Origin of the sequence: Methylobacter sp. BBA5.1 (assembly GCF_000746145.1) — a bacterium.
GTDB lineage: Bacteria > Pseudomonadota > Gammaproteobacteria > Methylococcales > Methylomonadaceae > Methylobacter > Methylobacter marinus.
Window position 1 is genome coordinate 1 of the sequence record NZ_JQKS01000014.1, and the last position, 18,626, is coordinate 18,626.

Sequence of the window (18,626 nt, forward strand, 5' to 3'; positions counted from 1 at the left end):
AGGCTTTCTGCATCCAGTTGAGCCGGTTGACCACACCGCGGTGCTCGTTCATCGCCCCTTTGGGCTGCCCGGTCGAGCCGGAGGTATAGATGACGTAGGCCAGGTGCCGGGAGGTCAGGCCCAGCGATTGCGGCGGCAGGTTCGTGTCCGGCTGTTCGGCGATCCGGCGCCAGTCGCTGTCCAGTGCGATCATGCGGGACTCGGTCCAGGGCAGGATGCCCTTGAGCCGCTCTTGCGTCAGCAGCACCCTGGGCGCGGCATCAGCCAGCATGTAGGCCAGCCGGTCCGCCGGATAGGCCGGGTCCAGCGGCACATAGGCGCCGCCGGCCTTCAGGATGCCCAGCAGGCCCACCACCATCTCCAGGCTGCGCTCGGCGCAGATCGCCACCAGAACATCGGGGCCCACGCCCGAACGGCGCAGGTAGTGCGCCAGGCGGTTGGCCCGGGCGTTGAGTTCGGCATAGCTCAGCGTCTGATCCTCGAACACCACCGCTGGAGCATCGGGCGTATCCCGCACTTGCGCCTCGAACAGTTCATGAACACAGTTATATTGAGGGTAGTCGGCCTGGGTGGCGTTCCAGTCGTAGAGTACGCGTTGAAGCTCATCCGCTTCCAGCAGACTTATCCGGCTTATAGGTACATCGAGCGTAGAGGACGCGAGTCTGGCAAGCAAACCTAGCAGACGACGCATATGAGTCGCTAAACTTTTTTCGCTGTAATGCAGAGGATTGGCATTAAAATCAAAGCGCAAGTCGAAACCGCTCTGGTTGTCGTAAACATTTAGAGAAAGTTCGAACTCCGGTCCATTGGAAAGATTATGAGTCCGGGCTGGATAACCGGCAAAATTCTGAACGTAATCGAAAACCATGGCATTGACTGTCATGCCATAGAAATGACTTCCGTTCGGAGGTAAGCCAAAATCCTGACGAAGGTCCTCGCTCCGATAGCTTTGATGGCGCAAGGTATCTCGCATGGATCTAGTCGTCTGACTGAGAAACTCTCCAAAATTCTGTCCGGAATCAACTCTCAATCTCAGTGGAAGAATATTCGACATCATACCGGGAATATTGCGCATTTTTGCGCCAATCCGGGCGGATACCGGTATGCCGATAATAATATCCTCCTCGCCTGAAAACCGATTCAAATAAAGCGCTACAGCAGCGGTGATCACTTGAGTCAAGCTCGCGCCATGGGCCGCGCCCAGACTGCGTAATGTCTCTGCCGTCGAATAGGCCAAGTAATCTGTCTTACGGATATGTTGGCTGCATGGAATCGGTTCCGGCTGCTTGCCTGACAGCGTTACCGGCCCTGGCCTGTCTTTCAGTTGGGCTATCCAATAATCCCGATCTCGCCCGTATCTTGCGGAATTACGATAATTCTCTTCATGTTTCAATACATCGAGCCATGAACCTGAAGTATTGTCGTCCAAGGGCTTAACTCCGCTCATGGAAGAATATATATCGACAACTTTACGGGCAAAAAGCGCACCGGTAAATCCATCTGAAACAAGGTGGTGCGCGCGTTGATAATAAATAAAGAAATCGGAACTTATTTTTATAAGTGCAAATATAGATATTGGACCATGGACGATATCGCAGGCTTGTGCCATGTCTTCATGCATCCAGCCTTTAGCAGTGGCATAGGGATCTGGTTCAGCACTGAAATCCAAATAATGTATAGCCCAGTTTTTATTGCCGGAAAAGTATTGCTTAGGTCCCTCATCAGTAGCAATAAAATGAAGGTGAAAGCTGTCGCTTTGATCCAGAACAGTGCTCACTGCCAATCTGAACAGGTCCGGATCAATGGCGCCTGAAATTTCGGTATATTCACCAATGTTATAGGCTGGGTTTTCAGGGTCCAACATCTGAGCAAACCATATAGAGGCTTGCGCACTAGTCAATGGATAATATAAGGACATGATTTTTGCCAATCCTTGTAGATTGAGTTGAAATAACATCCCAAGAAGTCAGCCATAACGTTAGTAGCCACTCCCGGACAACCGTTTTTTTCATATTTTTCACGCAACACTGTAAGTTTGCTTAAATTTAATTCAGCGAATTGTTGAACCAGTGAATTATTGAGTCTTAGTTCTAATGCCCACTATAAGCCGACAATCTTTATCTGACGGCCATTAGTAAGGGATAACCTCTATCTAACACTTATCATAAGCTGACAATCCTTATCCAAAATTCCTTACAAGCGGATAATCTCTATCTAACGGTCATTATAAGGGGGACGAGCATTCGATACCTTCGCAATACCCATCCAACTGGATGGAGGTGCGCAATTAAGACGCCAATCAATTTGAGGAACGATTATATAGTTTTGTGGAGTTGTAGTTCATTGGTAAAAACACCTATGGCAATTCAATCAAATCTTTTCATGGTTCATGGTCGTATCGCAAAATTTGTCAGGTTAGACGGTAATTGTCAATTTAGGAATCAAATGCTCGGGTAATACGTTTTAAAGGCGTCAACTTTCCAAAGGAGTATTTTACACGCCATGTTTTTCTGATATCCGCTAGGCCGCTTCCTCGGAGTCTCGAAGAAATTCTAGCGGAAAGAGGCGTTAAGGATTTGGCTAAATGACTTTTTGAAATTAGCATCCAGCATAGGATGTGCTAACCGGAAGCAGGCGCATCAGGCGGCGCGGTGAAGCGCATCGCTCGCGACCGATGCCCCCCCCTGGCGTCGGCGCATCCTGTTTAAACAGGGACGTTATTTACGACCAAATCCTGAAAAGGATCACACCTCGCTCAACTGTTGGATAATGAGTTACACCTGCTCTGGTTTTGGAAGCAAAAAATCGCAAGCGGGCTATAGCTTCTACCTGGCGCATGGATGAGACCTCCATCAAGTCAGAGGAAAATGGGGGTACTTATGCCATGCCGTTGATATATTCGGCGATACCGTTGACTTTATGCTTTGAACATCCACGGCCACTGCCTTTTTCAAGCAAGCGATTGATGACAATGGCTTTCCGCATAAAGTTCTCATGAGTAAAAGAATTGTTTACTAAATTTCGGTCAGCAAGATTGCCGTAAAAATATTTTGCCCAATCTCTAACACATAAGTAGTGGTACGTATATAACTTCAGCTATAAAAAAATAAATAATAGCTACCGTCTTAAGCAGAGAAAGACTTCTTCAAGATAGATAATCATTAAATCAACTCATCATAGCAGTTAGTTATTTATTGGCCGCTTATTATATAAGTTAGAAAAATACCTTATTACTATCTATTAATAAAGGAGGTGATGGTGGTGGTAGGTGGCAGTAAGATAAAAAAATACGACTAAACACATAATTCTGCCAACCGATAGTCCGTCTGTGCCTATCAAAAATTAAAGCAACCGAACCTATTAAAACCTTATCTAAAGTGGTGTGATAATGATTCTTAAATATTTTTATCGGTGGTCTAGTGTCTTGTTACTTATTCCGGGAATAGTTTTGGCAAACCAGGGCGGAAACAGGGAATCGCCTGCTAATGACTGGAAAACGTGTTATCAAGAATCCGGTCTCCCATTTCTTTGTGGATCCAAGCCGCCAGCTATTGACTGGCAAGCGTGTTATCGAGAATCCGGCCTCCCATTTCTTTGTGGGTCTGTCGATGTACCTCTCGACTATAATGCGCCTGAAGGGGGAAAACTAAACCTCGCCCTGATTAAATTGCCAGCCGCCATGGGTGAAAGAAGCCGGCCTGTCAGAAAAATTGGATCGCTTTTCCTCAACCCCGGAGGGCCTGGTATTTCGGGAGTCGACTTCGTGCTCGGCGCTGGCCAGGTGCTTCCGTTAGAACTCCGCGAACGCTTCGACATAATCGGCTTCGATCCTAGAGGAACAGCCCGCAGCAATCCTCTAGTGTGCTTTAACGGTCCTGTTACCGCGCCGCCGTTCTTTTTCCCCCGCACTCCTGCCGAAGAAGCATTGACGGCAAAATTCGATTTGCGTCTGGCCACGAAATGCAAAGCTAACGGAGGCAGTGTGTTTGATCATATGTCAACCGCTAATGTAGCCCGAGATCTCGATGTGCTCCGCCAGGCAGTTGGCGATAGCAGACTCAATTATGTGGGTTACAGCTATGGCAGCTTTCTCGGCATCACTTACGCGAACCTATTCCCCAACAGGATCCGAACCATGGTTCTGGATGGCATTGTTGATCCCATAGCCTACACTACCGGTGACGGCGACGAGGGATATACGCTACCAGTTACTACCAGACTCCGCAGAGCTGAAGGGTCGCAGGCGACGCTGAATGAATTTTTCCGACTTTGCGATCAAGCGGGCCTAGGTCAGTGCCCCTTCGGCAATATGGCGGCCAGCAAGTTTGATTTCTTGGTCGATCACCTGCGAGCGGCTCCAGTTCATATAATCGATCCGATCACCGGTCCTTATGACCTTACCTATGACCGGTTCATTGCAACGGTTTTCGGCGCACTGGTGAACTCATTGGAATGGCCGCTGCTGTCGGTAACCTTGAATGAAATTCACGCCGCTATCAGTGATGGTTCGGAAGACACAGCCAAGAGGGCTGGAGAAGCATTAGCTGTTTTAGCAGCCACCATAGGTGATCCGGCTGATCCCGAAGATCCGACACAGACACTCGCCGCGCAGCAATTTTCGGTCTTGTGTACCGACTCCATTAATCCCGATAATCACGAAGCCTGGTCCTTAGCGGGAGCGGCAGCCGATGAAAATGTTGGAGTATTCGGGCGCATCACAACCTGGCAATCCAGCCCTTGCGCGGTTTGGCGGAGTAACGATCCGGATCGCTATCTCGGCCCGTTTTCCCGCGTGACCTCAAAACCGATACTCATCGTTGCAAACCTTTTCGATCCCTTAACGCCGTATGAAGGAGCCCAGCAAGTACACGGTCTCCTGCCCAATTCAGCCCTTTTGACTCTGGAAGGCTGGGGACATACGTCACTTTTTCTCTCGAGCTGCGTGGACCAGACTGTGTTTAGCTATTTGCTCACCTCCAGAGTTTCCAGAACTGAAACCAGCTGCCAGCAAGATGTAACACCTTTCGCCGATACATTGGCGGAACCGATGATAGCCGCCGACGAAACATCACCTGAAGCTAACAGAGCGAATGCAAGACGGCGGACAATGCAAAAAATCGGGGGGCCAGTCCTGCTGGGCCCAGAAAACAGGCAGTAGCTTTAAGTGATAAAACCGCTCATTGTGATCTCAACTTATGAGGAAAAAACAATGGGCAAGAAAAGAAATCGCTCACTGCCATTAAAAGCCAAGGTGGCCAACCACCACAGATTGCAGCAATCAAAATGCTGCCGTAGTGAGCGTTGTTGGAAAAGGCGGATTCCTCCGTCAAGTGTGAGTCAAGGAGACGAACGTGAGCGAACCTCTGATGACGTGTCGAAACGTATTCCATCGGCATCAAACTCGGGTTCCAGATTTCTGCTCCGCGACGAAGCTTGGAAGATGCCGCCTTCATACCCAATTAGTGTTAGGCATGAAGGCGGCATGACCTTGGTTAAGGCTTTGGAAAGAAGCGTAGAAACCTGTTATCCCTATGCAAGGGATAGTGCGCAAGGCGCTGTCAACTTCACGAGCAAACGAAAGATTTATAAAACAGCATGATAAAGATAATTGTAATGGTCTGATTTTGATGGACACCGTTATAGAAGGAAAACACCCTACCTAAACGGAGAAAATTTGACGCCAGCTTCAAGCTCAAAATTGTGCATCTGATCAAAGATCAAGAGTTGAGTGTCCCAAATCTGAACGAGGCGGCCGTCAGGCGTTGCCTGGAACAGTGGGACAGTTGAATGCCGAACTGGTCGGCAAGACGGGTATCGGCAAACCGTTGGCAGCTGAACAGCAGCGCATCCGCCGACTGGATATAGAGAACCGGCAACTCTGCCTGGATAATAATATATTTAGGACTTACGCAGTTTGCCTGTTCATCCGCCGAAACAAGCGGGTTTAAAACCTGTGGGGGCGACTTCAGTCGCCTTTTATCTGAATGGGCGACTGAAGTCGCCCCCACAGGCTTGCGTAAGTCCTGATATTAATACCTCTATGGCACAAGAAAAGGCTTCCGCCTTCTTTGTCCGGGAACTGAAATGAACTACCGGCTGGATCAACAGTCGTAGCAAAGGCCATCCCGGTTCAGCATAGTTTCCGAGCCTTAGAGATCAGCCGTTCAGGCTATTATGCCACTCGGCGACGTGCTCGGCGTCAAAAGCTGTCCGCACCATAAAAGAGCAGTTGCAAAGTGCTTTCGAAACCAGTAGTCGCTGTTCCGGCAGGCAGCTTCTACAGGGTGCATTAAACACCCAAGGCATTCGGATCGGTCGTTATCGGGTGGGCAGTCTGATGTGGTTCATCTGCTCAAACCGGTGTGAAAGTGTGGTTTGACCATACTGACGACAGCAAGCATAACCTGCCGGTATTCGACAATGTGCTGAATCGTCAGTTTGAAACGGCGGAACCTGACCATGATTGGGTTGCCAGACATGACCTGTGTTCGCACTTGCAGCGGCTGACTGTACTTGGCCGGCGTACTGGGTTTGTATTCGCGCAAGCTGGCGGGCTGGACCATGGCGCGCGGCATGCCGGCGGAATTGGCGTGTTAGGTTTTGCAGAGGACCATCTGTCAGCATCAACCAGCGCCGGTCCTGATTATCCATTCCGACCGCGGCAGCCAGCATGCCAGCCAGAACTATCCGAATTTGCTGGATCGGTATGGTTTACAAGACAGCATGAGCCGTAAAGGTATTTGCCGCGACAACAGTATGATGGAGCACTTCTTTCCGAACCTGAAAATGGAACGGGTTTGACGGCGAAATTATATAATCATGAAGAAGCCATACGGGATATAATCGATTACATCGTAAGCTTTTACAACAGCCAGCGTTTGCATTCCAAACCTGGCTATCTGCCGCCCAATGACTATGAACGAAAAATGATAGATAAACAACCTATTCTAGCGCCCGAAAAAACTTGGCCATTACAAATGAATAATCAACCGTTTATTTTCAATCAGCTTCATATCGAAGTGGCGCGCAACGCTTCTGATGACTTCAATTTGTTTCATGATAAACACAAATGGCTACAAATTGTGCATAACCCGTTCAAAGGCCCTATCGTGTTGGGTTTTCAGCTCAATACACTGATTGAATATCAAATGCGCCTCTACAGAGAAGCTCATCATGAAAACAAAGTGATTACCGAAAACAATCTGCGTTTCAGTAACTATCAAATCACTTTTGTTAATGCCGTTCGCCCTCAAATACCCGTTTATCTGAATATAAAAAAAACACTGATTAACACTGCCCCCAGTCTGACGCTCGGTAATCGCATTGCAATGAAATCGGACGGCAAAACCGTGTTGCTGGGCTATAAAAAAGAAACGCAAGAGTCACTATTTTTAGCTGACACCAAACTTGACAATTTGCCCGATCTTGATGAAGTCCCGGATTGCACCATCGTTCCCGGCACTCATTATTTTCTTAAACGGAAATATCTAAATAATGGATCGGTTAAAAACTTTCTATCCGGGTCTTTCGCCGAGCAATCCGACTATTTCGATGAGTTAAGGCAGATTGCACAGTACCCAGAGATATTTCCTTGCAGCCTTAGCTCCGGTGCGTTATTGGAAAAGGCACAATTGGAAAATCATGACTTTAAGCTCAATCCCATGGTTTACACGTCTCATGAAATTTCAGTGGATCGGCACTATTTAAGTTCAATTAGGAATAATGAAAAGCTACATATTCTGGTGGATCAACTACCGGAATCTAGTAGTAATACATTAAACCAGACCAATATCATGCTAAGGACATATAATTGTTACGGTTTGTTACAAAACAATGTCGTATTATTCAGAATGACGCTGAACCTTGTTTCCTTAAAAGACATACTCAAAAATCTTTCTGATCAGGAAACAAACTGAAACTCCCGAATTTTTTCCGATTACCAGAGCATTTATCCTTCAGTTGAATACATAGCCTGAATGCTTGAAGCAGTTCGGGCATTCGTCGGCCTGAGAACGATCCATTATTCGCGTTTCGTTTTGCCGCTGTCAACGGTCTTCACGACATGCAGGCGTAGGTGGAAGTCTTATGAATCAGGATTTATTGGCTCATCCCTGATACCAACAAAACTCTATTTAGCCGTACACCATCTCTACACATACTGCCCTGCGCACCAGGCTGACGACCACGCCCATTGAAAATTGTATCCGCCTAGCCAGCCGGTAACGTCCAGCACCTCACCAATAAAATAAAGTCCCGGCACGGCTTTACTTTCCATGGTTTTGGACGAGATGGCATCACAGTCAACCCCGCCGCAAGTCACTTCAGCAGTACGGTAGCCCTCAGTACCGCCAGGCTTAATGGTCCAGTTATGGATCTGTTCTGAGACTTGCCGAATCTGTGTATCGGAAAGATCCTGCAGAGAGCGCTCCAGAATTTCTTCAGCGAATAAACTGCTAATCAATCGCTTGGGCAAATAACCTCCCAGGCAAACTTTCAGCTTGCTGTTAATTTTTTGCTGTCGCTTTGATTTCAGTTCCTCATCCAGATTTATTCTTGGCAGCAGGTTAATGCTGATTTCTTCCCCCTGATGCCAATACGATGAAATTTGTAAGACAGCCGGCCCACTCAAGCCCCGATGTGTAAATAAAATATTTTCACTAAAGCTGCGGATTTTATTACTGATGACGCAGGGAACGGCAATTCCCGATAAAGCTGAAAATTTGCTTTTATCTTCCGGTTGCAATGTAAACGGCACAAGGCCCGCATACGTAGGCTGCACTTTTATGCCAAACTGCCGCGCAATTTTATAACCTAGCGGCGTAGCGCCCATTTTAGGAATCGACAGGCCGCCGGTCGCGACCACCAATGACTGACAAATATAATTACCATTGTCTGTTGTAAGATAAAACCGCTTGTCAGCCGCTTGTTCAAGAGTATCTATATGTGTGCTTAGCTGCACAGTCGCTCCCGCGTCATCGCATTCGGCTAACAACATATTGAGAATATCGCGAGCACTTTCGTTACAAAACAACTGTCCGTGCTCTCTTTCATGAAAAGGAATATGATAGCGCCCGATCAAGGCCAGAAAATCCCATTGCGTGTATCGACTGAGCGCTGACTTGCAAAAATGCGGATTATGCGAAATATAGTTATCAGGCCCAACTTCATAATTAGTGAAATTGCAGCGGCCGCCGCCTGACATCAGGATTTTTTTGCCGGGTTTGTTAGCATGATCCAGAATAATGACTTTCCGGCCCCTCTTGCCGGCTTCTATTGCGCACATCAGGCCCGACGCACCTGCTCCGATAATAATGACATCGGCCTCTTTCATGACCTACACCTACACAAAAGCAGCCAACTATACAATAAATCAGGTCATCGTTTAACTATAAAAAGCTTGAATGCATATTGATAAAATTTCGTTTCGCTAAAGCACTAGAAAAGTTCAGGAAAACTATCTGGCTCATGCATGATTTCAGGGCCGAGCTCACTGAATTTGAACAGCCTCATTGCCCGCTCACCGTTGTAATCAACCACACGTAAATGATCCGTTTCATACAAATCATGGGTTGCGATATCAAAGTGCTTGCCATAGCGTTCTTTTGCCAATTCCAAGGGAATTTCGTGAGCGATAAACTTATAAATACCCTTGCCCGCCAATTTTTCCAGAAATAACTTGTGCTCAACATCATCGTGCTGAGATAGAACCACCAAGGTACCGCTGCCGGAGAATAACAAATACGCTTTCATAATCAATACCCCTTTCCGCTAACCTAATAAGGGAGCAATAACCAGGCTGACAATAGCCATTACATTGATGAGAATATTCATTGATGGGCCGGCCGTGTCCTTAAAAGGATCTCCAACGGTGTCTCCGACAACTGCTGATTTGTGGGCTTCAGATCCTTTGCCGCCGTGATGGCCTTTTTCAATATATTTCTTGGCATTGTCCCAGGCACCGCCTGAGTTTGCCATCATTAATGCCAATAAAACGCAGGAAAGCAACGCCCCGCCCAGCATACCGCCTAAAGCTTCAGGGCCCAGTATAAAGCCAACCACAGGCGGCGCGGCAATCGCAATTATCCCTGGTAAAATCATTTTTTTGAGCGCCGCCGCAGTCGCTATATCAATACAAGTGGCAGTATCAGGATCGGCACTCGCGTCCAGCAAACCCGGAATCTCGCGGAACTGGCGGCGAATTTCCTTTATCATCTCAAATGCCGCCTCACCGACCGCTGTCATAGTAATCGAGGCAATGAGATAAGGCAGCATGCCGCCAATAAAGAGACCGATCAGCACATCCGAATTGCTTAAATTTAACTGAAAATTCTCAATGCGCATGCTAATGGTTTCGACATAAGCCGTAATAATCGCCAAAGCCGCCAATGCCGCCGCACCGATAGCAAAACCCTTGCCGATGGCGGCAGTGGTATTGCCCACTTCATCAAGAGAATCTGTAATCGCTCGCGTTTTAGGACCCAGTCCTGCCATCTCAGCGATACCACCAGCATTATCGGCAACGGGTCCATAGGCATCGATTGCCATAGTGATACCCACGGTTGCCAACATGCCTACTGCGGCAATACCAACACCATACAGTCCAACCAGTGAGCTACTTACCAAAATTACCGCGCAAATTGTCAGTACCGGTATGGCGACTGACTCCATTCCGACAGCCAAGCCCGTGATCATCACTGTGGCCGCCCCGGTTTCACCTGACTCGGCGATCCGATGGACCGGACTACTGGCTGTATAATATTCAGTGACTAAACCAATAATGACGCCTCCAGCAGCACCAGCCAGCACGGCTAATGCGACTTTTAGATCAATCCCCATGCCGGCCACCACCAAAAAAGCTGTCAAAATAAACAGAATAGATGCGCCTAAGGTACCGCTACGTAAGGCCAATTCTGGCTTTTCGCTGGCATTTAATTTTAGTTCCATTAAAGGTTTAGCGACAAACCCTAAAACATTATGCTGCAGAAGAACTTCAATTTGTTTATTACCCGCTTGATGCACCAAAGTAATTCCGACGATGGAACAGATCAAGCCTGCGGAAGATAAAGCCAGAGGCAAAAACATCAGATCTTCACGCACTCCCAGGGGATCAATAATATCCGACGCCATGGAGCCGGCCATGGCGATCGTGGCTATCATGGCACCGCAATATGATTCGAAGATATCCGACCCCATGCCGGCCACGTCGCCAACATTATCTCCTACATTATCGGCGATAACGCCGGGGTTACGCGGGTCGTCCTCGGGAATGCCGATCTCAATTTTACCCACCAGATCAGCGCCGACATCGGCGGATTTGGTAAAAATGCCGCCGCCTACGCGTGAAAACAAGGCGACAGTTGATGCCCCCATGCCAAAACCATGAATTGCGTGGACTGTTTCCGCATCACCACTAAAAAACAAATAGAGCGAACCCAACCCCAACAGCCCTAAAGAGGCCACAGCCAGTCCCATAACTGAACCGCCAAAAAAAGCAACCGATAACGCTGAGGACATGCCTTCCTCATAAGCCGCGGTAGTTGTTCTTGCATTCGCTCTAGTGGCAGTAAACATACCCAGAAAGCCGGCCAGTCCAGACGTTGTGGCACCGACAATAAAAGCCAATGTTGTCCTCCATCCCAGCGAAAAAAACAGCAATACAGCCAATACGCCGGCAAACAAGATTAGCATCGTATATTCGCGCCGCATAAAAACCATTGCCCCCAGGTGGATCTCACGCGCAATTTTTGCTACCTTTTCGCAGCCTTCGCGATAACGCATCACTTTATGAAAAATTATATAGGCGGCCAGTAGCCCTAATAGGCCAAACAATGGCGGAATAAAAGTCGTCAGTATCATTGCATTCCCCATTTTTATATTTTCAATCCATTCAATATTAGATAACCAGCATCATCCAGTAACGTATCTTTACCAACTAAAACAATTGCTGATTTTTATGGCTCTATTTCAAGTTGTTATATTAAAAAAATAACCAGAAATATAACTCATTCAAAAACAAATTATTATGTAAAAAATATTACAAAATACAGGCACTCATAATCAGTCATTTAGCCATTAAAATAGCCCAATATAATTTATAAAAATTTAAGAAAACAACAGCGCCATTAAGTAAGAAGAAATAAGTTTCTAAATTCTTCTTTACCTAAGCGAATTAACCGACTGTCAAGATCAGCCTCCATCCTTCTTCAATTTAATTTCACAAATTGGGCAAATATTTCGGCAGGTATCCGCGAATATCAACAGCACTTTGTGTAGTAACGTCTTTATCAAGCTCTAAGCAGACATTTTTTCTAACCTGTTCCGATAAATTATTACGCAGCATTCCCAGAAATGAAGGCTCTGCAATAATCACTAACCGATCATATTTATTCGCATTGAGCGACTCTTCCAGAAGCTTAGCGATAGAATGGGCAAAATTGCTGGCTTCGTGCTTTTTTGGATCGCTGGCAGGATCGTAAGCATGCCCGCCCGCACCGCCGGCATGGCGCATCCTTCCCGGTAAATCCGACGTTATTTCTCGATCAAATAAGCGCCCTTCCGTATGGGCAATGTCTTCAATCTCTTCTAAAGGCGAAGAAGGCGTATCAGCAGTAAATATTCGTGCCCGACTACTATCGGCAACAAGTATCCAGAATAATTTCATAGCTATTTCCTCGTTAAGAAATTGCCTAATTGGTCAATGGTCATTATTTCTTAATTATTAAAAAGATCCATACGTATCCTTACCTATGGCTTTTTGAAAATAACTACTTTATATCTCATTTCTTGCTAAGTACTTATACTTAAGTTATTGCACTAATTCCTTTACTCTATCCGTTACGTTATAAATATTAGAAAAAAATGGCAAAAGGGATTTAATAAAAAAACGTGAGTTTCATAATGAGAACAGGAGAGAAATACAGTGGCTGCTTCTTATAATAATGAATTAGATCATGTTCATGTCTTGCTGCAAGATAACCCCGAAAGTGATATGGAACCACAGGAGTATCAGAACATGATTGTTGAATCTATTTATTATTCTGAACTGGCAATTTCATATGATAATGAACGAGAAACTCATGATCAATAAAGCGATTCCAAGCCATACTTACTAATGACTATGCAATATCTCATTATTGTCGCTTTAGCATGTAATCTAGTATTTGCAAAAGTTCAAGCATCAGAACTCCCAAAAGATCAGAAGTCGTATCAAAAAATACAGCAACATGACAGTAACAAATTTCTTGTCCAAAATCCGCAGTTAGAAACCTATTTCAACGAGGGTCAATGCCTGTCATGCCACAGCATCAATCAGCTACAAAGGTTATTTATGGAAGTTAAACAGACCAATGATTTAACACATGGAAAAAACTAAATCGCGCCATTACTCAAATGCGAATCAAGAGCTGAATAGAAGCGAGTTGATACCATTAAACTATTGATATTCGCAATTAAGCTTTACCAATGAAGAAGTCATCGCTATTACATAATCAGTCTTGTTCTGACGAGTATGATTTGCAGAGCATTCATAGGGTGCGAACACCCTCAAGGGGTACAAGTACCCATAGGGCATAAATGAATTCGCGCCTACAATTTGCCCGTCATAAATAAATTGGCGAAATACTATTTAGGATTTGGCTAAAAATGACTTCCTGAAATTAGACTCTTGATAGGATGTGCTGAACAAAAGTAGGCGCTCCAGGCGGCGCAGTGAAGCGCATCGCTCGCGAACGATGCGCCTCCTCGTCGACACATCCTAATGTTTAAACAGGAAAATTATTGACGACCAAATCCTTACCTGTTCGGAGTGATGGATAAGCACAGAGCGATCAAGAGTATTTAGACTACGCGGATCGGCATTTACACCCTTGTTTTCTCCGCGACTACCGTCGACCGCATCATCCATCACTCACATATTTTTATGATCGGCGGGGAAAATTATCGGCTGAAAGCGAAGCTAAACAATTCATATTAACCGGAAAAAGTGGCTCAATTTTAATAGCCGAAACTGGCTCAATTCTGTTGGCCATTGACAAACAAGAATCCAGGGTAAGCCTGGCTGATTGACTTCTTCCCAGTAGTCTTGGTCAAGCAAGGTCACCGGTTTAACGCTTGTGCGGCTAAAGAGTTGGCGGACTCGGGTTACCGATCAACAGAGAAGTTGTACCATTACGGTGTTTGGGTGCATGTCATAAGGCGTCGCCGATCAGGCTCGTTGCCAATGCCTAAGCATATCGGGGTGACAGGCGCCAGTAACCATGATGGCAAGGTATTTGATCAGATTCGGCAGCAATTTCACAACCATGAACGCATCTTGACGCCGGTTAAAAAACGAAAAAGGCAACGCTATTATCTGGAGCCACAGAATCAATGGCTGTCCACAACGGTTTCTCGCGTTCGCCAGCCGTATCGCATTATTTACCTGGATTGAAGTAAAGACAGGCATTGAATGCACCAGTAATGTACATTCTTACAATGAGATTATGGTACATGTCTTCGGAAAGCTAGCTGCGGCTCTGTTTTTCTGGGACTTTTTATGAACCAGTTCTTAAATCACATTTTAAGAAAGCTGAAAAAATAGCGGACATAAAAAAAGGATATCAGTATACTGATATCCTTTTTTTATATAATGGCGTCCCCAGGGGGGTTCGAACCCCCGTTACCGCCGTGAAAGGGCGGTGTCCTAGGCCACTAGACGATGGGGACTAAAACTGGTTTAGTCAGCCTAAACTCTTGGCAAAAATAAACAACTGCCAATACTATAACTGAAGTATCTAAACATCCTGAACTTATAAAAACTCCCATGCATTAGCATGGGGCTATAAGATTCATGGCGTCCCCAGGGGGGTTCGAACCCCCGTTACCGCCGTGAAAGGGCGGTGTCCTAGGCCACTAGACGATGGGGACTAAAACTGGTTTAGTCAGCCTTTGCTGTTTGGTGGAGCCAGGCGGGATCGAACCGCCGACCTCAACACTGCCAGTGTTGCGCTCTCCCAATTGAGCTATGGCCCCTCAGTAAAGAACCGCCATTTTACACGATTTTTTAGTCCTGTCCACCTTTAATTTAAATTTTTTATATAATTTATGGATCGTAATATTCTTGCCAAGGTTTTTTCCTTACCAAGCAGCGATAAAGTCACATCAATTGCGGGCGACACAGAGGTTCCGGAAACAGCGACTCGCAAAGGTTGAGCCACCTTACCCAGATTGAGCCCCATCTCTTCGGCAACATTAATAACAATCTGATGCAATTCTTCCCCCACCCATTCAGTGACCGCGGAAAATTCATCATGCAACCGCGCTAACACTTCCTCGGCATTCGAAGTAAGATTCTTTTTAGCGGCCTTCTCATCATATGAGTCAAAATCTTTATAGAAATAAACACTTGCATTCGCCATTTCAACCAACGTTTTACTGCGCTCTCTTTGCGCCTTTACAATATCAATCAAATCCGGCCCGTCTGAAGGATCAATGCCTGACTCGCCCATATGCCAGCTTAAGTGGCGAGCGACATGAACAGGATCGCTATTCATAATATATTGATGATTCAGCCATAAAAGCTTTTCATTATTGAACACGGATGCCGATACATTAACGTTTTCCAGTTGAAAGTACTCGACCATTTCATCCAGCGAGAAAATCTCCTGATCGCCATAAGACCAACCCAATCTGACCAGGTAATTGAGCAGAGCATCCGGCAAATAACCGTCGTTACGGTACTGCATGACACTGACGGCGCCGTGTCGTTTTGACAATCGAGCGCCATCGGAACCCAATATCATGGGCAAATGCGCATACTTCGGCATCTCGGCGCCTAATGCTCGGAGAATATTCATCTGCCGCGGCGTATTGTTGATATGGTCATCGCCTCGGATGACATGCGTCACGCCCATATCCATATCATCAACCACAACGGTTAAATTATAAGTGGGCGTACCATCGGCTCTGGCAATAATCAAGTCATCGAGTTCTTTGTTAGCAACGACAATGTCACCTTTAACCAGATCGGGAATGGTTACCACGCCATCAGTCGGATTTTTGAAGCGTATGACCGGCATCCCCTCTCCGGGTCCTTCTGCAGAATCCCTGCATTTACCGTTATAGCGCGGCTTCTGTTTGTTAGCCATTTGCTCGGCACGTAATTGATCCAACTCTTCTTTACTGCAATAACAGTAATAGGCATCGCCCTGATCCAGCAATTGTTGAATAACTTCTTTATAACGATCAAAGCGCTGGGTCTGGTAAAACGGCCCCTCATCATACTCCAACCCCAACCAGGTCATACCTTCCAGAATAGCATTCACCGACTCTTGCGTTGAGCGCTCCAGATCGGTATCTTCGATTCTTAAGATAAACCGTCCGCCATGCTTGCGCGCGTAAAGCCAGGAAAACAAGGCGGTACGAGCGCCGCCTACATGCAAATAGCCCGTCGGACTCGGGGCAAAACGTGTTTTTGTACTCATTTGATATTTATTTCTTCAGTAAAATTTTTTTAGCGTATTCTGTTGGAATTTGCCGGGCCGCGCTCAAGCGAGCCGTTTTATAATTAAAGGCTACACTGCCTTTAGCCGTATCATTTCTTCCTAGAAGCGCAAGCGAGGCACCATGCCCTTTAGCCGCTGCTTTCTCATACCACTGCGTTGCCATATCAACATTGTGCGGCACACCCAATCCTCTATCATATAAGGCCGCCATAACGACTTCGGCTTCAATAAGGCCTTGCTTTGCTGCTTTCAGCATCCATTCGGCGGCTTTTTGTTCATCGCGTTCAATATCCTCTCGGCCTAATATATACATTGCCCCCAATTTAGCCTGCGCCAGGGCATCGCCTTGCTCTGCCATTTTTTGAATATCGCTTTCTGCCGCCTGTATGTTTATACTGGCCATTAACATTGATAATAAAACTAATAGTCTAACCATTTTCCAACCTCATATTCATATTTATAAAACCATTTGTATTATTTCATGTCTTATTAAAAAGGTGAATTATTCATTTAAGAAAAGCCAGCACCTAATATTATTTAAATCATTGATAATAAATAAAAATATCACCTTTTCCATTCAGCATGATCAAGGAGAAAATAAATGAAAAAAATAATGATGATTACTGCATTTATAACTGGCGGAATTTTGTCAGGCTGCGCATCCCAACCCATCAGCACTTTTCAGCTATTTCACGCTAATGATTTGAATACCCTGATTCGCTCAGGCGAATATAAGCAAAAAACGGATAATTTCTTTGTTATTAACGATTCCTCTTCATCCATGAATGAAGCTTATCAAGGCCTAGGTTTTCCCGGCCAGCCGACCCCTACCAAATTCGCGGTCGAAAAAGAAATACTCAATAGAATAAACCAAACCATTCCCGATGATTTGCAATTGACTTCGAGCATTCGCAGTTTTGGTTTCGGCCCATGCCTATCATGGGGCTTTACGAAACTCAATCTGCCACCCGCAAGCTATTCAAAATCGACTTTCGGCCAAGGTATCGACTCATTAACCTGCGCCAGCGGCGGCTCACGCATGGGCTCGGCAATTAACGCAACGTCCAAGGACTTGTCGACAACATCCGGCAACATAGCGCTTTTAGTACTCAGCGATGGCCACAACTTGGACAGCGACCCCGTAACGGCGGTTCAATCCTTAAAGAAACAGTACGGTGACAGGTTATGTGTTTATACCGTTTGGGTCGGTAATAAAAAAGATGAGCAAGGCCAAATCGTATTAAACAGATTATGGAAAACGGCCGGTTGCGGCTACGGGGTAGCGGCTGACCGCATTGCAAATCCCGATGATATGGGCAAATTTGTCCATAGCATCTTCTTAACAGCCGGCACGCCGGTCGCAATCGACGGCGATGACGATGGAGACGGCGTCCCAAACAGCCAGGATCAATGTCCTGATACACCTAAAGGCGCACACGTCAACAAGTTCGGTTGCTGGATTATCGAAGGCGTGCAATTCGATTACGATAAAAGCGACATCAAACCTCAATATTATGGTGAACTGGACAAGGTCGCCGCTGTTCTTAACAACAACCCTGGTCTGAAAGTTGAAATACAAGGCCATACCGACAGCAAAGGCTCTGTCGAGTATAACCAGAAACTCTCGGAACGCCGCGCTCAAGCAGTTAAAGCTTATCTGGACCGCGCGGTCAATGTCAATGTGACATTATCGGCTCACGGCTATGGCTTGACTCGCCCTATAGATACTAACGAGACGGCAGCAGGCCGGGCTAACAACCGCCGCGTACAACTGGAAGTAATTAAATAATCGCCGCTTGATACGAACAACCGGAGTAATTTCAATAACAGCCACCGGCCATAATAGCCGGTGGTTTATCCTTGATATAAGGGAAATATTGATTTCGCCAGATCATTATTAACTAAAATAATATAATGATTCTCACTATTGCCGGTAACGAAGCATTGTCCCACGAAGGCAACCCGGACTGATTCATCAGAAAAAATACGGACTATAGCCACTACCTACGATAAAAACTGTTTTATATAACTCCTAAAAAATGCCTTGCTTTTAACATACCAATAATATTTAACGGATTTAAAGTTTAGTACAACGAATTCGCATTTTAAAAATCAACAAATACCATTTCGATATAAAGTACTATT

General features: G+C 46.0%; 15 protein-coding genes and 3 tRNA genes. 7 read left to right on the forward strand and 11 right to left on the reverse strand.

All coding sequences use genetic code 11. The features are described 5' to 3' along the window. On the reverse strand, window positions 1–1,957 hold a 1,957-nt coding region (locus EK22_RS09585; RefSeq protein ID WP_152565065.1), incomplete at its 3' end, for a condensation domain-containing protein. Window positions 1,958–3,388: 1,431 nt separating this feature from the next. Between EK22_RS09585 and EK22_RS09590 the strand changes: the two genes are divergently transcribed. Both EK22_RS09590 and EK22_RS24235 read left to right on the forward strand, forming a co-directional pair. Further along, entirely contained in the window at window positions 3,389–5,158 is a 1,770-nt protein-coding gene (locus EK22_RS09590) for an alpha/beta hydrolase (protein WP_051961837.1), read from the forward strand. A gap of 51 nt (window positions 5,159–5,209) precedes the next feature. Continuing rightward, window positions 5,210–5,599 carry a hypothetical protein gene (locus tag EK22_RS24235; RefSeq protein ID WP_152565066.1) on the forward strand — a complete coding sequence of 130 codons (390 nt, stop codon included), beginning with the start codon at window positions 5,210–5,212 and terminating at the stop codon, window positions 5,597–5,599. Window positions 5,600–5,717: 118 nt separating this feature from the next. On the opposite strand, the gene EK22_RS25255 is transcribed toward EK22_RS24235, so the two are convergent. Then, window positions 5,718–5,876: a hypothetical protein gene (locus tag EK22_RS25255; RefSeq protein WP_235209273.1), complete on the reverse strand. Its 159-nt coding sequence runs from the start codon at window positions 5,874–5,876 to the stop codon at window positions 5,718–5,720. A gap of 864 nt (window positions 5,877–6,740) precedes the next feature. On the opposite strand from EK22_RS25255, the gene EK22_RS09605 reads away from it, so the two are divergent. Next, window positions 6,741–7,916: a hypothetical protein gene (locus EK22_RS09605; RefSeq protein ID WP_235209274.1), complete on the forward strand. Its 1,176-nt coding sequence runs from the start codon at window positions 6,741–6,743 to the stop codon at window positions 7,914–7,916. A 233-nt stretch (window positions 7,917–8,149) separates the two neighbouring features. Here EK22_RS09605 and EK22_RS09610 read toward each other — a convergent pair whose 3' ends face one another. The 4 genes from EK22_RS09610 to EK22_RS09625 form a co-directional block, all read right to left on the reverse strand. Beyond that, window positions 8,150–9,331: a BaiN/RdsA family NAD(P)/FAD-dependent oxidoreductase gene (locus EK22_RS09610; RefSeq protein ID WP_036250447.1), complete on the reverse strand. Its 1,182-nt coding sequence runs from the start codon at window positions 9,329–9,331 to the stop codon at window positions 8,150–8,152. Window positions 9,332–9,435: 104 nt separating this feature from the next. Further along, window positions 9,436–9,750 carry a hypothetical protein gene (locus tag EK22_RS09615; RefSeq protein WP_020160414.1) on the reverse strand — a complete coding sequence of 105 codons (315 nt, stop codon included), beginning with the start codon at window positions 9,748–9,750 and terminating at the stop codon, window positions 9,436–9,438. An 18-nt stretch (window positions 9,751–9,768) separates the two neighbouring features. Continuing rightward, complete coding sequence (locus tag EK22_RS09620) at window positions 9,769–11,856, reverse strand: V-type H(+)-translocating pyrophosphatase (RefSeq protein ID WP_036250596.1); 2,088 nt, start codon at window positions 11,854–11,856, stop codon at window positions 9,769–9,771. A 358-nt stretch (window positions 11,857–12,214) separates the two neighbouring features. After that, the gene (locus EK22_RS09625; protein WP_036250449.1) at window positions 12,215–12,661 is read right to left on the reverse strand and encodes a host attachment protein; all 447 of its coding nucleotides are present in this window, start codon (window positions 12,659–12,661) and stop codon (window positions 12,215–12,217) included. 258 nt (window positions 12,662–12,919) lie between these two features. On the opposite strand from EK22_RS09625, the gene EK22_RS24690 reads away from it, so the two are divergent. The 3 genes from EK22_RS24690 (at window position 12,920) to EK22_RS09635 (ending at window position 14,428) form a co-directional block, all read left to right on the forward strand. Then, complete coding sequence (locus tag EK22_RS24690; RefSeq protein ID WP_020160411.1) at window positions 12,920–13,087, forward strand: hypothetical protein; 168 nt, start codon at window positions 12,920–12,922, stop codon at window positions 13,085–13,087. An 825-nt stretch (window positions 13,088–13,912) separates the two neighbouring features. Next, entirely contained in the window at window positions 13,913–13,972 is a 60-nt protein-coding gene (locus EK22_RS25570) for a hypothetical protein (protein WP_235209278.1), read from the forward strand. A 246-nt stretch (window positions 13,973–14,218) separates the two neighbouring features. Further along, complete coding sequence (locus EK22_RS09635; protein WP_036250451.1) at window positions 14,219–14,428, forward strand: hypothetical protein; 210 nt, start codon at window positions 14,219–14,221, stop codon at window positions 14,426–14,428. Window positions 14,429–14,627: 199 nt separating this feature from the next. Here the strand turns inward: EK22_RS09635 and EK22_RS09640 are convergent. From EK22_RS09640 to EK22_RS09660, 5 genes are all read right to left on the reverse strand, one after another. Further along, window positions 14,628–14,703 (reverse strand) — tRNA-Glu (locus tag EK22_RS09640). A gap of 125 nt (window positions 14,704–14,828) precedes the next feature. Then, window positions 14,829–14,904, reverse strand: a tRNA-Glu gene (locus EK22_RS09645). A gap of 29 nt (window positions 14,905–14,933) precedes the next feature. Then, window positions 14,934–15,009, reverse strand: a tRNA-Ala gene (locus EK22_RS09650). Window positions 15,010–15,056: 47 nt separating this feature from the next. Further along, window positions 15,057–16,460, reverse strand: a complete 1,404-nt coding sequence (gene gltX / locus EK22_RS09655) for a glutamate--tRNA ligase (protein ID WP_020160409.1) — start codon at window positions 16,458–16,460, stop codon at window positions 15,057–15,059. Window positions 16,461–16,467: 7 nt separating this feature from the next. After that, window positions 16,468–16,917 carry a tetratricopeptide repeat protein gene (locus EK22_RS09660; protein ID WP_027147423.1) on the reverse strand — a complete coding sequence of 150 codons (450 nt, stop codon included), beginning with the start codon at window positions 16,915–16,917 and terminating at the stop codon, window positions 16,468–16,470. A gap of 165 nt (window positions 16,918–17,082) precedes the next feature. Here EK22_RS09660 and EK22_RS09665 point away from each other — a divergent pair, with 165 nt between their 5' ends. Continuing rightward, the gene (locus EK22_RS09665; RefSeq protein WP_036250455.1) at window positions 17,083–18,270 is read left to right on the forward strand and encodes an OmpA family protein; all 1,188 of its coding nucleotides are present in this window, start codon (window positions 17,083–17,085) and stop codon (window positions 18,268–18,270) included. The last annotated feature ends 356 nt before the right edge of the window (window positions 18,271–18,626 follow it).